Source organism: Nitrospirillum iridis (assembly GCF_014205765.1).
In the GTDB taxonomy this organism is placed as follows: domain Bacteria; phylum Pseudomonadota; class Alphaproteobacteria; order Azospirillales; family Azospirillaceae; genus Nitrospirillum; species Nitrospirillum iridis.
On record NZ_JACIIZ010000031.1, the window covers coordinates 1 to 14,235 of the forward strand.

Consider the following 14,235-nt stretch of genomic DNA (forward strand, 5'->3'; position numbering starts at 1 on the left):
ACCAATGACCACCTCCCGCCCGCCGCCGCCCGGGGTGGGGCATGCCCCACCCCGGGCGATCACCGATTTTCCACCACGCTCTCGGACGCTAACGCGGCGCGCGTTAGAGATACCGTGTTGATGGTCAAGCTGATTTGAAGGCTTGGCGTGTTTTGAGTATGCCGTAGGGGATGACGAGCAGCTTCCTGGCGACAGCGACCAGGATAGCCTTTGGAGCTTTGCCCGCCTCGTTGAGCCTGTCTGCAAAGGCCTTGAGGATGGGATTGTGCCGCCTTGCGGAGAGTGCGCACATGTAGAGGACGGCCCGCACCCTGGCGTTTGCGACCTTGCTGATGTGGGCACGCCTGTGGACGGAACTCCCGGACTGGTGGTCTTGAGGATTGAGGCCGACGAAGGCAGTGATCTGTTTGTTATGGGAGAAAGCGCGGAAGTCGGGGATTTCCGCGAGCAGGATGGCTGCCGATTGAGCGGCGAAGCCTGGGATGGAGACCAGCAGGCGGTGATTTTCGCGGATGGCTTCATCCTGCCGGATGAGGCCGGCGATGGCGGTACTGAGCGCCTTGATTTCGGCATCCAGCCAGGCGATGGAGCGGTCCAGTGATTCCTTGACCGAGGCGAAGACTGAGCCTTGGGATTTTCGCTGGAGCTCCTGAACGCGCATTTCCTTCAGCGCGGCGCAGCGTCGGACCAGGGCACGGAGTTCGCGAATACGGACCGACGCCGGCTGCCAGAGGGCCGGAGACTGGCTGCGGCAGAAGCGGGCGATGACGCCGGCATCAACCTTGTCGGTCTTGGTCCGGATCATCTCACATTGGCCGAAGGCCTTGATCCGCAAGGGATTGACAATGCTGACTGCGATATTCCGGCTGTGCAGGAACAGCGCCAGGTCATTCCCCAGGCCGCCCGTCGCTTCCATGCAAGCGTGCAAGCCATCCGCCTGATCGCCCAGCCAGGCGGTCAAGGCTTCGAACCCGCCCTCATCATTGCTGAAAACCTTGTGCCGCTTGCTCTCCTGCGTCAGCAGCAGCACGTCGAACTTCTGCTTGGCAATGTCGATACCAAGGTAACCGCCCATCATCCCCTCCGCCGGTCGCAAGGTTGGGCCGCAGTGCGCGACCATCCTTGTGCATCCAGGCTCACCAACGGATGGGGCCTCCGATACCGTACGGTCTCTACGCGGCCAAAAGCGGCGGGGGCCAGATCTCAAACCCGTGCTCAAAGGCAGTGGGGCACTACAGACTCACCCGCCGCCGCTAGCCATACCGTCTCACGGAACAGCCACATCCGACATACAAGGGGGCATTTGACCGGTCACGATCAAATGCCGTTGGTATGAGAGGGGGAGAGCGTGAGGAATCCCCCTACTCGATTGGGGTCAGGCGACGCGCGCGCCCAGGAAGCGCTGGCCCAGGGCATCCCACGAACGATGGCCAAGGTCGGCCAGTTCCCGCAGCAGGGCGGGAATATCGGTGGTGGGGCCATCGGCCGCCAGGCCGTCGGCCAGGCGGCGGGACTGGCGGGCCAGCAGGACCAGGCCGCAGCTGTCGGCCATCACCGCCAGGTCGCGCGTCGCCTCGCGCAGCGCGTCGGGGGCGTCGGCGCCGGCCAGATCCAGAACGGCGTCCAGCCGCCCCCGTCCGCGGTTGACGATGCCTTCGACCAAGGCCCGGAAATCCGCCGGCGGCACGGTGCGTTCCAACCGCGCCAGCACCTTGGGTTCCAGCAGCAAGGCCGTCCCGTCGGGCTCGCCCTCCGGCCGCGGCGCCCGCGCCGCCAGCCAGCGCGCCACCGTGTCCAGGAAACGGTCGGCCTTGAAGGGCTTGGACACATAGTCGTCCATGCCGGCGGCCAGGTAATCCTCGCGCATGCCGGTCATGGCGTTGGCTGTCATGGCGATGATGGGCACCGGGGGCACGCGGTCGTCCACGGCGCGGATGCGGCGGGTGGCCTCGATGCCGTCCATGACCGGCATCTGCACGTCCATCAGAATCAGATCGAAACGGGCCTGCAGGCAGGCGCGCACCGCCTGCGCCCCATCCTCGACGATCTGCACTTGATATCCCGCCTTTTCCAGCAGGACCGAGGCGATGGTCTGGTTGGTGACGTTGTCCTCCACCACCAGGATACGGCCTTTGCCGGTGGCGACGATGGGGGCTGGCCGGGGCACCACCTCCATCTCGCTGCGCAGGCCGCAAGCCTTGGCCAACGCCTCCAGCAATTGCGGCCGGCGGATGGGTTTGGGCACCACGGCGTCGAACAGGCTTTCCCGCGACCCCGCCGGCGCCTCCAGCGAACTGGCCAGCAGCAGGCGGACGCCGGCCAGGCGGGGTTCCGACCGGATCCAGGTGGCCAGGGCGGGGCCGTCCAACTCGGGCATATGGTGGTCGACCAGAATGACGTCGGGCAGCGGGGGGCCGCTTCCCTCGGCACCGGCTTCCGCCGCGGCCATGGCCTGCAGCAGATGATTGCGCGCCTGGGGACCGCCGGACGCTTCATCCACCGCCATGCCGCAGGTCATGAGGTGATGAACCAGGATCAGGCGGTTGACGGGGGTGTCGTCCACCACCAAGGCGCGGCGGCCACGTAGCCGGTTGCCCAGGGGCTGGACCGACGAGGACGGCGCCACGGCGCGTTGCAGCGGTATGTCGAACCAGAAGGTCGCGCCCTCGCCAGGGGTGCTTTCCACCGCGATGGTGCCGCCCATCAGCTCCACCAGCTGGCGGCTGATGGCCAGGCCCAGGCCGGTGCCGCCGAAGCGCCGGGTGATGGAGCTGTCCGCCTGTTCGAACATCTGGAACAGCTTGCCGGCTTGCGCCGGGTCGATGCCGATGCCGGTGTCCTGCACCGTGACGCGCAGCAGCCGCGTCTGTTCGGGCAGGGCCGGTCCGTCGCCCAGCAGCGTTATGTCCACCGACACGGCCCCCTTGGCCGTGAACTTGATGGCGTTGCCCAGCAGGTTCAGCAGCACCTGCCGCACCCGGGTGGGGTCGCCCCACCACATGCCGGCGGCGGCGTCATGGACCAGGGCGCCGATCTCCAGCCCCTTGTCGCGCGCCTTGTTCCCCAGGATGGCCAGCACACCGTCCACCAGCTCATCCAGATTGAACTGGATACGTTCCAGGCTGACCTTGCCCGCTTCCAGTTTCGAGATGTCCAGGATGTCGTTGATGACCGCCAGCAGGGCGTCGGCGTTGTCGCGGATGATCTCGGCATAGCCGCGCTGCTGGGTGGTCAGCGGCGTGTCCAGCAGGATTTGCGCCATACCGGTGACGCCGTTCATGGGGGTGCGGATCTCATGGCTCATATTGGCCAGGAAATCGGATTTGGCGGCATTGGCCCGCTCAGCCACCTGGCGGGCCTCCTCCGCCGTGCGGCGGGCGCGTTCCAGGTCGTCCGTCAGGCCCAGCAGCCGTTCGCGCTGGGTGTTCAGCTGCCCGTTCATCAGGTGGACCCGCCGGTACAGGCTGACCATTTCGGCCAGTAGCAGCAGCAGCACGACGCTGGAGGCGATGGCGCCGTCCGCGCGGGCAAGGAACCAGCCCAGCGTGAAGCGGGCCAGGCCCAGACCGTTCAGCAGCGTGTCCAAGGCCAGCGCCACTGTGGAGATCAGCAGCCCCAGGTCGCCCACCGTCCGCACGCGGGTGACGGTGGCCAGGATGGCCGGCGTGCTGAAGTTCAGCAGCAGCATGACCAGATAGACGATCTTGACCAGCAAGGCGTTGTTGTAGGTGTTGACCAGGGTCACATGCGGCAGCCAGCGGTCCATGGAATACAGCACCGCGACCATGGTGATGGCCGCCGCCACCGCCGCGCCGAGGCCCGCCGTCAAGGCCAGCGGCCGGCGCGCTGTTGGCGAGACCGGCGGCGGGACCGTGCGTTGCAGATAGGCGAAACCCAGCACGGCGATGGGAAAGGCCATGTGCCAGGCCACGTAGAGCCACAGCGCCGACTGCGACAGCGCGCCGTCGGGGTCCAGCGGGGCGAAGGCGCCCGGCAGGGCGGCGACCTGCAACACCGCCATGACGCCGGAGTAGGCATACCCGCCCACCAGCCACAACAGTGCCCGTTGGCCGGACAGCATGAACTGGCTGGCGATCAGGAAGGATGTCAGCAGGTCGGTGATCAGGACGATGACGGCATAGGCGGGAAGCAGGCCGGGCACGTTGCCCACCGACGTCTTCGCCCCCACGGCGCCGACCACGAACAGCGCCAGGAGCGCCAGCCCCACCAGGAAAGCCGCCGAATGCTGCGACGGCGTGGTCGGCACCATGAATAGGGTTGTCGGCTGCGCCAACCCCCGGGGGCGCGGGAAAGCCTGTCCCCGTCCGCCGCCAGCCCCCTGATCCGCGCCAGTCATACGCGTCGTTCCCCCGCGGGCCCCGTCGGTTTCCACCCAAAAAACCGGACCGGCCCGCCCGCTGCCAAATGGTCGGCGATCAAATGGTCGCCCGTCAATTGGGACAATACTGGAAAACAGGAGGGATGGGGGGCGCTTTAGTTACGAGGCCGCATGTTCATGGCCATGCGGCGGATACAAGTCTAGGGGGTCGGTCACCACGTCGGCGATGGTTGCCAGACCCTCGGGCTTCGCCGCCCGGTAGAAGCAGGACCGGCGGCCGGTGTGGCAGGCCACACCCGCTTGGTCCACCAGCAGCAGCAGGGTGTCGCCATCGCAGTCCACGCGCAGTTCCCGCAGATACTGCACCTGACCCGAGGTGTCGCCCTTGCGCCAGAACGCCTGGCGGGAGCGCGACCAGTAGCAGGCCCGGCCGCTGGCCAGGCTCTCCGCCACCGTTTCGCGGTTCATCCACGCCATCATCAGGACCTCGCCCGTATCGAACTGCTGGGCGATGGCCGGCACCAGGCCGTTGGCGTCGAAGCGGATGGCGGTCAGCGTCGCCTCGACGGCGGCGGCGGGCAGGGGATAGCTGATGGCGCTCATGCGGCCCCCTTCATGCGGGCGAAGCCCTTTTCCAGGTCGCGGATCAGATCGTCGGCATCCTCCAGCCCGGCATGCAGGCGGATCAGGGTGCCGGTGCCGGCCCAGGGCGTGGCCGTGCGGATGTTCCGCGGGTCGGTGGGCAGGATCAGGGACTCAAAGCCGCCCCAGCTGAAACCCATGCCGAATTGCTCCATCCCGTCGACCAGGGCGGCGACGGCGGCGCGCGGCTGCTTGGTCAGCTCCACGGTGAACAGGCCGCTGGAACCAGTGAAATCACGCTTCCATGTCTCGTGGCCGGGACAGTCGGGGAAGGCCGGGTGTAGCACCCGCCGCACCTCTGCCCGCCCTTTCAGCCAGTGGCCCAGCGCCAGGGCGGTCTCCTGGTGGCGGGCCATGCGGGCGGCCAGTGTGCGCAGGCCGCGCATGGCGAGGTACAGGTCGTCGCCGCCCACGTTCTGGCCCAGCTGCAGGGCCGTGGTCTTCACCCGCTGCCAGCCTTCCCGCGTGCCGACGATGACGCCCAAGGTGGCGTCGGCATGGCCCACGAAGTATTTGGTGGCGGCGTGGATGACGATGTCGGCGCCCAGATCCAGCGGCTTGCTGCAGATGCCGGCCGACCAGGTGCTGTCCACCAGCACGGCCACGCCCTTGTTGTGGGCGGCCGAGGCGATGGCCGGGATGTCCTGCACCTCGAAGGTCAGGGAGCCAGGCGATTCCAGCAGGATGGCCGTGGTCTCCGGCCGCAGCTTGTGCGCGATGTCGGCACCGATCAGCGGATCGACATATTCGATGGTGACGCCCAGCCGTGCCAGCACCTTGTCGCAGAAATCGCGCGAGGGGCCATAGACCGTGTCGGCCACCAGCAGGTGGCTGCCGGCTTCGGCATAGGCCAGCAGTGCCGTGGTGACGGCGGCCAGGCCGGAACTGGCCACCACCGCGCGGTGCCCCCCTTCCAGCGCCGCCACCGCGTCCTCGAACGCCAGGCTGCTGGGCGTGGACCGGCGGCCGTAGCGCGGCGCCCGATGCTCCGGATCATGCCCCTCCAGCTCATCCAGGCAGGAGAACAGGATGGTGGACGCCCGGTAGGGCGGCACGTTGACCACGCCGTAATTGTCCAGCGGGTTGCGGCCGGCATGGACCAGCAGCGTGGCGGGGTTTTTCGTGTCTTCAGACATGGGCGTGCCGGTCACAAACGGAAGGGGGCGGGCATCTTGGCACCGCCCCCGGTGTCAGGGAAGCGGCCCTGCCGCCGCCTTCCGTCATGCCTCCGTTGCGTTACAGCCCGTACAGGTAATCCACCGTCAGGTGGGCCAGCGTGCGGGCGCCGACAATCAGGCCGGACTCGTCCACGAAGAATTTGGGCGAGTGGTTGGATGGGGCCTTGGACAGCTCGACATCTGCGGGTGTGACGCCGACGAACAGGTAGACGCCCGGCACCTGCTGCTCAAAGTAGGAGAAGTCCTCGGATGGGGTCACCTTGTCGATCAGCTTCACATGGTCCTTGCCGGCCACCCGCTGCAGGGTGGGGACGATCTTGGCCGTCAGTTCCGGATTGTTGACGGTGACCGGATAGCCCTTGATGACGTCGACGTCGACCGTGGCGCCGGCGGATTCCGCGATGCCGGTGGCGGTGCGGCGCAGGCGCTTGTCGAGATCGTTGCGCATGCCTTCGTCGAAGGCGCGGATGGTGCCGTTCAGGGTCACCGTCTCGGGAATGATGTTGTTGCGGTTGCCGCCGTGGATGCTGCCCACGCTCAGGATGGACGGCTCCTTGATCACCTCCATCTGCCGGCTTTCGATGGTCTGCAGGCCCAGCACGATCTGCGAGGCGGTGACGATGGGGTCGACGCCGGTCCAGGGCAGGGCGCCGTGGCTCTGCCGGCCGTGCACGGTGATCGTGAACTCGTCCGCCGACGCCATGAACGCGCCGGGGCGATAGCCGACATCGCCGGCATGCAGGGTGGAAATGACATGCACGCCGAAGACGGTGTCCGGCTTCGGGTTCTCGAACGCCCCTTCCTTCAGCATCTGTTCGGCGCCACCGACCTCGCCCTTGGACAGGCCTTCCTCGGCCGGCTGGAAGATGAATTTCACCGTGCCTGGCAGCTGGTCCTTCATGCCGGCCAGCACCTCGGCCACGCCCATCAGCATGGCGACGTGGGTGTCGTGGCCACAGGCGTGCATCACACCCACCTCGTGGCCTTCGTACTGGGTTTTCACTTTCGAGGCGAAGGGCAGGTCCACCTGTTCGGTCACGGGCAGGGCGTCCATGTCGGCGCGCAGCGCCACCACCGGCCCCGGCTTGCCGCCCTTCAACACGGCGACCACGCCGGTTTTGGCGACGCCGGTGCGCACCTCCAGGCCTAAGCTCTTCAGGTGTTTGGCCACCAAGGCCGCGGTGCGGACCTCCTGGTTGCCCAGTTCGGGGTGTTCATGGATGTCACGGCGCCAAGCGATGATCTTGGGCTGCTCCACCGCCGCGCGGGTGTCCACCGTGGCCTGGGCCTGTTCGCGATCGCCCGCCTGGGCCGTGCTGGCGACCAGACCGATGCCCAGCGCCGCGATCCAGCCGATATGTGCCTTACCCATCTCACCGCCCCTTATTGTTTACGGCCATCGCCTTGTGCCGGCTTGGGTGCCGGCTTGGCCTTTCCTGCCCGCAGAGCGTACCTGCCCGCCGGGCGCGGGCCAGCCCATGGTGGTGCCATGCGCGCGCATATCAGCCATGCGCCGCCTGGGCGCCCCGTTCCGGCGTTGGCCCGCCCGGCCCACACTGGCCTCTCTCTTATTTTCCGGTGCCTCTATGGCTAAGGCGTCCTTCCTCCATCGTCGGCGTGATTGACAGGCCGCGACAGTCTAAAGTAGCGTTATTACAGGAATGGATAACCATAACGAGAAATTAACAAAATCGGCGACGCAGCCGGACCGCGATGGGGCAGGCCCGATCGGGAAGGCGTCACCCTTGTTTTTCAAGGAGATGACCCATGACAGTAATGTTCAAATCCGTACTCATCCCCGTGGGCGTGGCGCTCGCTCTGATCGGTTTCGCCATCGCGGCCGGTTCCGCGATGGCGGCCGGTTCCGCCGGGCCTTGCGGGCCGGCGCCCGTGCTATCCCTGAAGCGGCTGGATGCGCCGCCGGCGGTCATCAACGGGGATGCCTTCGTGGCGTCCGTCAATGGCTACGCGGCCAAGGCCAAGGCGCGTGGGGCCTGCCTGGCCAAGGTCGCCGCCGCCAGCGATGCCGCCGGCCGCAGCGTCGGCCCCGCCATCCTCCCGGCGCCCTCCGGCGACTGAAACCGGTCGCTGGCCAGCGACCGTTCCCAGTGTTCCTGTCCGTTTCCTTGCGAAAGCGGCCGGCCTCCGGCCGCTTTTTCAATAGCGCATGGCAGGCATGCGATGAATGCGAATGCAGGGCCCGGAAAGATAACTCTCTTTTCCCTCAACGACTTCGGCCGGAATTGCCAAGAAATGATAGCGCTACCAGTCTCCGGCCGCTGGTTGACACCCCAACTGCCGATGCCTAAGGTTTGCCGCAGCGCACAATGGAATACGGTGCGTTTGCGAAATCGCTTTCACCAGCTGATTTCGCCAATCAATCCGCGGGGGAGGGCGCGACCGTCAAGGGCACAACCTTTCGCCATCGGAGAGTCATCATGGCTTCTATTTCCCGCGTGTTCGCCGCCCTGGTCCTGGGTGGCCTGGTCACCGCCGCCGCCCCCGCCGCCATGGCCCAGTCCCTGGGTGTTGAGCGCGCCTGCGGCAAGGCCCCCGTCGCCCCGGTGAATCACCTGTCCGCCACCGCCTCGGCCGCGGATGTCAGCGCCGCCACGGCTGAAGTCCGCGCCTATGGCAAGGCCGCGCAGGCCCGCCTGGCCTGCCTGGACAACCTAAGCGCCCGCAGCGTCATCGCCTGGACGCCCGATGGCCGCGCCGCCATCGCCAGCAGCTACGACCGCACCATCCGCGACCTGAAGGTCGTGGCCCGTGATTTCTCCGCCCTGCCGGTGGAGCAGGTCGCTGACACCGCCCACTAAGCGGGTCCCACCGTCTTCTTGTGTTCAGTCTCTCCGGCGGCGGGGCGGGGGTGTCGGCTTGGCCGTTCCCGCCTCACGCCGACGGCGGGGCGCCTTGGTCGGTCCGTGCGCCTGAGGCCGGGTGCGCCTCGGTGACGGTCGGCGCGGTCACCTCCCCCTCGGGCTTCTTGTCCGCCATCCGGGCGGGCGGGCGCATCTCATCCGCCCGGGCGTGCAGGTCGGCCAGATCCTGGGCCAACTGCTCCACCGCGAAGGACAGGGTGTAGATCTGGCCCGTCACGCCGCGCGCCAGCTCGCGCAGCACCCCTTCGGCCCGCAGGGTCTGCACCATGTCCAGATAGGCCTGTGTCGCCGCCTGCACCGGTTCGATCGCGGGTGGCTGGCCCTGCGTGCGCAGCGCCAGCGCGGCGTGGCGCAAGAACCACACGCCCTGCCGGCGCACGCCGGCCTGGGTTTCATACAAGCGCCGGGCCGCGGCGTTGCCCGAGGCGGGCTGGTTGGCGGTGGCGCGGCTGACCATCACCAGGTCATGGCGGATACGGGTCAGGGTCCGCACCAGCGGCGCCGGATCGCGCTGGTCGCCCAACCAGGTGCGGCGTTCGCGCTGCGCCTCTTCCGCCGCGGTGTCCAAGGGGCGCAACGCCGCCCCCAGTTGGGCGTGGCGTTTGGGGATGCCCTGGCGCGCATCGGCTGTCAGTTCCGGATCCAGCAGCACGTCCAGCATGTCGGCGCAGAGATCCGTCACCCGGGCGGCGGCGTCCAGCACCGCGCCATGGGCCCGGGAGGGCAGGACGAACAGGGCGACGCCCAAGCCGATGATTGTGCCGATGATGATTTCCAGCACCCGGTCCAGCGCCAGGGTGAAGGAGGAATGGGCGCCACCGGCGGAGCTCAGCAGGACGATGGCGGCGGTGACCGGCGCCAGCTTGCAGACGGGATAGCGCGCCGCCACCCAGGCCAAGGGGCCGAGGGCCGCCGCCAGGGTCAGGCAGAGATGGGCCAGCGTGTCGTGCGGCCCGAAGGTGGCCACCAGGGCGCCCTAGGCCGCCCCCGACAGGGTGCCGGCGAAGCGGTCCACCGCCGCCTTCAGCGATCCGCCGATACTGGCCTGCATGACCATGATGGCGGTGATGACAGCCCAGAAGCCTTGCGGCAGGTTGAAAAGCCGCGCCATGGCCAGCGCCGCCGTCCCGGCCACGGTCACCCGGAAGGCGAGCCGCAGTTCCGGTGCGCGCAGGGCGGGCGGCAGCTTCATGATGGATCAGGCGCTCAAGGCTGGGGCCGGCGGGCCAAGGGGATATGCGGGGCGGCGGTCAAGGGCAGCAGGCCGCTCAGGCGCGGATCGTCCACCAGTTTGTCTTCCGTGCGCAAGGCGCGGAAGCCCGCGCGCTGGTACAGGCCGAGGGCTGAGGGATGGTCGAAGGTGCAGGTGTTGACCGTAAGCCGTCGCACCGCCGGCGTGGCCCAGGCCCGGCGCACGCCCCAATCCAGCAGCCAGGGGCCGATACCCCGGCCGATGGCCCAGGGCATCAGGCCGAAATAGGCCACCTCCATCGTGCCGCCGTCAGGACCGTCCCCGGCCAACTTCTCAGCGTCCAGCTCGATATAGCCGGCCGGCACGCCCTCGATGGCGACGACGTGCACCTCCACCGCCGGATCGGCCAGGATCTGGGCCAGGCGTTCCGGCGCCATGCGGCGCCGGTATTCCCACAGCCAGGGATCGCCCACCGTGTCGTAGAGGAAACGGTAGTAGGCCGGCGGACAGTTGCGGGCGTGCACCGGCCCGTCCACGCCCACCGGCCGGGGCTGGGCCGGTCCCGTCGGGGGCTCCGCCATTTCCAGGTAGGTCACGGTGACGGGCAGCTTACCCGCCGGCAGGTCCTCCGGCAGTGTCCAGGTGGCCAGCGTCATAGGCGGCGCGCTCATGCCGGGCCGGTGGCGACGGGCAGGTCGGCGCGGCCGCCCCATTCCGTCCATGACCCGTCGTAGAGGGCGACATCGGCCTGGCCGATCTCATAAAGCGCCAGGGCCAGGATGGCGGCGGTCAGGCCGCTGCCGCAACTGGTCACCAGCGGGCGGTTCACGTCCACGCCGGCGTCCTGGAACCGGGCGGCCAACTCATCCGCCGGGCGCAGGCGGCCGCCGGAGATCAGATCGGTGTAGGGCACGTTGCGGCTGCCGGGGATGTGGCCGCCGCGCAGGCCCGCCCGTGGTTCCGGCGCCGTCGCTTCGAACCGGCCTTGGGAACGGGCGTCGATCACCTGTTCCACCTTGCGCTCCACATTGGCCAGCACGGCGTCGGCGTTCCGCACCAGGGCCGGGTTCAGGTGGGCGGTGATGGGCACGCCGGCCGCCTTGGGGCTGGCGGCGCCCGCCTCCACCGGGCGGCCCTCGGCCAGCCATTTCGGCAGGCCGCCATCCAGGACGAAGACCCTGTCGTGGCCGAAGACGCGGAAGGTCCACCACACCCGCGCCGCGCTGAACAGGTCATAGACGTCATAGACGATGACCGTGCTATCGCGGCCGATGCCCAGGTCCGTCACCGCCTGGGCGAAGACCTCGGCCGTGGGCAGCATGTGGGGCAGGGGGATGGTCCTGTCGGCGATGCCGTCGATGTCGAAGAACACGGCACCGGGAATGTGCTGGGCCGCGAATTCCGGCTTGGCTTCGCGGGCGACGGCCGGCATGTGATAGCTGGCGTCCACCACCCGGATATCCGGGTCGGTCAGATGCTGGGCCAGCCAATCGGTGGAGACGAGCGCGCTCTGGGTCATGTCTGGTCCCTTACAGCCAGGCGGGAACGGGCAGGTTCCGTTCCCTGAGGAATTCCGGGTTGAACAGCTTGGACTGGTAGCGGGTGCCGAAGTCGCAGAGGATCGTCACCACGGTGTGGCCGGGGCCGAGGTCCCGGGCGATGCGGATGGCGGCGGCGACGTTGATGCCACTGGACCCGCCCAGCACCAACCCTTGCGTCTTCACCAGGTCGAAGATCAGGGGCAGGGCTTCCTCATCGGGAATCTGCACGGCGTCGTCGATGGGCGCGTCCGCCAGGTTGGCGGTGACGCGCCCCTGGCCGATGCCCTCGGTGATGGACGTGCCGGTGGAGACGAGGTCCCCCGTCTTCTTCCAGCTATAGAGCGCGCTGCCCATCGGGTCGGCCATGACGATGCGGACATTGGGATTGCGGTCCTTCAGTGCCAGGGCCACGCCGGCCAGCGTGCCGCCGGTGCCGACGGCGCAGGTGAAGGCGTCGACCTTGCCGTCCGTCTGCTCCCAGATCTCCACGCCGGTGGTGGCGCGATGGCCCTCGCGGTTGGCCAGATTGTCGAACTGGTTGGCCCAGACGGCGCCGTTGGGCTCCGTCGCCGCCAATTCCTCGGCGATGCGGCGGCTGACATGGACGTAATTGCCCGGGTCCTTGTAGGGTACCGCCGGCACCAGGCGCAGGTCGGCGCCGATCAGGCGCAGCATGTCCTTCTTTTCCTGGCTCTGCGTCTCGGGCATGACGATCACCGTCTTGAAACCCCAGGCGTTGCCCACCAGGGCCAGGCCGATGCCGGTGTTGCCGGCCGTCCCCTCCACGATGGTGCCGCCGGGCTTCAGCACGCCGCGGGCCACGGCGTCGCGCACGATGGCCAGGGCGGCGCGGTCCTTCACCGACCCGCCGGGGTTCAGGAATTCCGCCTTGGCAAGGATCTCACAGCCTGTCGCCTGCGACGCGGCCTCCAGCCGGATCAAGGGGGTGTGGCCGATCGTTCCGATGAAACCGTCGCGTATGTCCAAAGCCGTCTTCCATCTTACCAAGGGACGGGGCGGCGACAGGGGGCCGCCCGGAAGGGAAGATCAGAGACTAGTGAGCCTGCGTTCCACCTTCAAGCGCCGCCCCCGCATATTGGCGTTGAAAGGCGGGGAAACCACACGATCCATGGTGGTAAAAGGCGACGCCGCCGGCCGGTCCCGGCGCCCGCCGATGTCCTTGTCTTCCGCCAATGGTAGCGGTAACGTCGCCCCCAGATGCGAACCATAAAAATATCGGGAGGTTACATGCGTCGCTTATTGGGGTTCACCCTGCCCGTCGTCGGTATGCTGATGGCGGCGGGTCCCGCCCCGGCCCAGGACAAACCCGCCCAGGAAAAGCCCACTGCGGCGTCCGAGCCCGTGGCCCTGAATGGCAAACACTTCCTGTCGCAGCCGCTGGTGAGCGAGATCTACACGGCCGATCCTTCGGCCCACGTGTTCGGTGGCAAGATCTACGTCTACCCCAGCCACGACATCGACGCCGGCATCCCGGACGACGATTTGGGCAGCCAGTACGCCATGCGCGACTACCGCGTGCTGTCGATGGACAGGATCGGCGGTCCGGTGACCATCGGCGGCGTGGCGCTGTCGGTCGAACAGGTGCCCTGGGCGAAGGAGTTCATGTGGGCCCCGGACGCGGCCTTCAAGAACGGCACCTACTATCTGTACTTCCCTGCCAAGGACAAGGACGGCGTCTTTCACATCGGTGTCGCCACCGGCGCCACGCCCACCGGCCCCTTCAAGGCGGAGGCCAAGCCCATCCCCGGCAGCTTTTCCATCGACCCGGCGGTGTTCACCGACGCGGATGGGGCCAGCTACATGTATTACGGCGGCATCTGGGGCGGCCAGCTGCAGAAGTGGGCCAAGGGCCACTACGATGCCAGCGTCGGCGATACCGACCTGAAGCAGGACGCCTTGCCGGCGCTCACCGCCAAGGTCGCCAAGCTGTCGCCGGACATGAAGAGCTTCGCGGAAAAGCCGCGTGATGTCGTCATCCTGGGTGAGGACGGCAAGCCGCTGCTGGGTGGCGACCACGACCGGCGCTTCTTCGAGGCGTCGTGGATGTACAAGCGCGGAGGCACCTACTACTTCACCTATTCCACCGGCGACACCCACTTCCTGGCCTACGCCACCGGCGACAACCCCTATGGCCCCTTCAAATACCAGGGCCATTTCCTGCTGCCGGTCCAGGGCTGGACCACCCACCATTCCATCGTCGATTGGGGCGGCAAGACCTGGCTGTTCTACGCCGACAACCAGCTGAGCGGCAAAAACCACCTGCGCAACGTCAAGGTGACGGAACTGCACGTCAACGCCGACGGCTCGATCCAGATGGTCGATCCCTTCGTGCCGTGAGGGCGGTTCTGGCCCGCAAATGGGGGCGCGCTTCGGCCGGAGCACGTCCCCATTTGCGTGTGACGGCCGGGGGCGTGATATAAGGGGCGAAAGGTCCGCATCC

13 protein-coding genes are annotated in these 14,235 nt (G+C 67.8%); 3 read left to right on the forward strand and 10 right to left on the reverse strand.

Going from position 1 to position 14,235, the window contains the following annotated elements:
- Nucleotides 1-124: 124 nt before the first annotated feature.
- From FHS74_RS29450 to FHS74_RS29470, 5 genes are all read right to left on the reverse strand, one after another.
- Nucleotides 125-1,120: an IS110 family transposase gene (locus FHS74_RS29450; protein ID WP_184807843.1), complete on the reverse strand. Its 996-nt coding sequence runs from the start codon at nucleotides 1,118-1,120 to the stop codon at nucleotides 125-127.
- Nucleotides 1,121-1,375: 255 nt separating this feature from the next.
- Complete coding sequence (locus FHS74_RS29455; protein ID WP_184807844.1) at nucleotides 1,376-4,270, reverse strand: hybrid sensor histidine kinase/response regulator; 2,895 nt, start codon at nucleotides 4,268-4,270, stop codon at nucleotides 1,376-1,378.
- Between the two features lie 228 nt (nucleotides 4,271-4,498).
- Nucleotides 4,499-4,942, reverse strand: coding sequence for a phosphoribosyl-AMP cyclohydrolase (gene hisI / locus FHS74_RS29460; RefSeq protein WP_184807845.1), 444 nt, complete (start codon nucleotides 4,940-4,942; stop codon nucleotides 4,499-4,501).
- Nucleotides 4,939-6,117: a cystathionine beta-lyase gene (metC, locus tag FHS74_RS29465; RefSeq protein WP_184807846.1), complete on the reverse strand. Its 1,179-nt coding sequence runs from the start codon at nucleotides 6,115-6,117 to the stop codon at nucleotides 4,939-4,941. The genes hisI and metC overlap by 4 nt, the downstream gene beginning before the upstream one ends.
- Before the next feature lie 100 nt (nucleotides 6,118-6,217).
- Nucleotides 6,218-7,531 carry an amidohydrolase gene (locus tag FHS74_RS29470; protein ID WP_184807847.1) on the reverse strand — a complete coding sequence of 438 codons (1,314 nt, stop codon included), beginning with the start codon at nucleotides 7,529-7,531 and terminating at the stop codon, nucleotides 6,218-6,220.
- A gap of 395 nt (nucleotides 7,532-7,926) precedes the next feature.
- Here FHS74_RS29470 and FHS74_RS29475 point away from each other — a divergent pair, with 395 nt between their 5' ends.
- Together FHS74_RS29475 and FHS74_RS29480 are read left to right on the forward strand one after the other, a co-directional pair.
- Nucleotides 7,927-8,238 (forward strand): hypothetical protein, encoded by a 312-nt coding sequence (locus FHS74_RS29475; RefSeq protein WP_184807848.1) that lies wholly within the window; start codon nucleotides 7,927-7,929, stop codon nucleotides 8,236-8,238.
- Nucleotides 8,239-8,597: 359 nt separating this feature from the next.
- Nucleotides 8,598-8,978 carry a hypothetical protein gene (locus tag FHS74_RS29480; protein ID WP_184807849.1) on the forward strand — a complete coding sequence of 127 codons (381 nt, stop codon included), beginning with the start codon at nucleotides 8,598-8,600 and terminating at the stop codon, nucleotides 8,976-8,978.
- Nucleotides 8,979-9,051: 73 nt separating this feature from the next.
- On the opposite strand, the gene FHS74_RS29485 is transcribed toward FHS74_RS29480, so the two are convergent.
- The 5 genes from FHS74_RS29485 to FHS74_RS29505 are packed head-to-tail and all read right to left on the reverse strand — an operon-like array spanning nucleotide 9,052 to nucleotide 12,761.
- On the reverse strand, nucleotides 9,052-10,008 hold the full coding sequence (locus FHS74_RS29485; RefSeq protein WP_184807850.1) for an FUSC family protein: 957 nt from the start codon (nucleotides 10,006-10,008) through the stop codon (nucleotides 9,052-9,054).
- Nucleotides 10,009-10,017: 9 nt separating this feature from the next.
- Complete coding sequence (locus FHS74_RS31400) at nucleotides 10,018-10,233, reverse strand: FUSC family protein (protein ID WP_184807851.1); 216 nt, start codon at nucleotides 10,231-10,233, stop codon at nucleotides 10,018-10,020.
- 14 nt (nucleotides 10,234-10,247) lie between these two features.
- Entirely contained in the window at nucleotides 10,248-10,889 is a 642-nt protein-coding gene (locus FHS74_RS29495) for a GNAT family N-acetyltransferase (RefSeq protein ID WP_246463466.1), read from the reverse strand.
- 11 nt (nucleotides 10,890-10,900) lie between these two features.
- Entirely contained in the window at nucleotides 10,901-11,752 is an 852-nt protein-coding gene (gene sseA, locus FHS74_RS29500) for a 3-mercaptopyruvate sulfurtransferase (RefSeq protein WP_184807853.1), read from the reverse strand.
- A 10-nt stretch (nucleotides 11,753-11,762) separates the two neighbouring features.
- Nucleotides 11,763-12,761 carry a cysteine synthase A gene (locus tag FHS74_RS29505; RefSeq protein ID WP_184807854.1) on the reverse strand — a complete coding sequence of 333 codons (999 nt, stop codon included), beginning with the start codon at nucleotides 12,759-12,761 and terminating at the stop codon, nucleotides 11,763-11,765.
- A gap of 261 nt (nucleotides 12,762-13,022) precedes the next feature.
- Here FHS74_RS29505 and FHS74_RS29510 point away from each other — a divergent pair, with 261 nt between their 5' ends.
- Nucleotides 13,023-14,132, forward strand: coding sequence for a glycoside hydrolase family 43 protein (locus FHS74_RS29510; RefSeq protein ID WP_211106630.1), 1,110 nt, complete (start codon nucleotides 13,023-13,025; stop codon nucleotides 14,130-14,132).
- The last annotated feature ends 103 nt before the right edge of the window (nucleotides 14,133-14,235 follow it).

What these genes read in the sequence shown, in the direction of transcription:
- FHS74_RS29450 (WP_184807843.1), bottom strand. Translation starts at nt 1,120, where the DNA reads ATGGTCGCGCACTGCGGCCCAACCTTGCGACCGGCGGAGGGGATGATG.
- FHS74_RS29455 (WP_184807844.1), bottom strand. Translation starts at nt 4,270, where the DNA reads ATGGTGCCGACCACGCCGTCGCAGCATTCGGCGGCTTTCCTGGTGGGG.
- hisI (WP_184807845.1), bottom strand. Translation starts at nt 4,942, where the DNA reads ATGAGCGCCATCAGCTATCCCCTGCCCGCCGCCGCCGTCGAGGCGACG.
- metC (WP_184807846.1), bottom strand. Translation starts at nt 6,117, where the DNA reads ATGTCTGAAGACACGAAAAACCCCGCCACGCTGCTGGTCCATGCCGGC.
- FHS74_RS29470 (WP_184807847.1), bottom strand. Translation starts at nt 7,531, where the DNA reads ATGGGTAAGGCACATATCGGCTGGATCGCGGCGCTGGGCATCGGTCTG.
- FHS74_RS29475 (WP_184807848.1), top strand. Translation starts at nt 7,927, where the DNA reads ATGACAGTAATGTTCAAATCCGTACTCATCCCCGTGGGCGTGGCGCTC.
- FHS74_RS29480 (WP_184807849.1), top strand. Translation starts at nt 8,598, where the DNA reads ATGGCTTCTATTTCCCGCGTGTTCGCCGCCCTGGTCCTGGGTGGCCTG.
- FHS74_RS31400 (WP_184807851.1), bottom strand. Translation starts at nt 10,233, where the DNA reads ATGAAGCTGCCGCCCGCCCTGCGCGCACCGGAACTGCGGCTCGCCTTC.
- FHS74_RS29495 (WP_246463466.1), bottom strand. Translation starts at nt 10,889, where the DNA reads ATGACGCTGGCCACCTGGACACTGCCGGAGGACCTGCCGGCGGGTAAG.
- sseA (WP_184807853.1), bottom strand. Translation starts at nt 11,752, where the DNA reads ATGACCCAGAGCGCGCTCGTCTCCACCGATTGGCTGGCCCAGCATCTG.
- FHS74_RS29510 (WP_211106630.1), top strand. Translation starts at nt 13,023, where the DNA reads ATGCGTCGCTTATTGGGGTTCACCCTGCCCGTCGTCGGTATGCTGATG.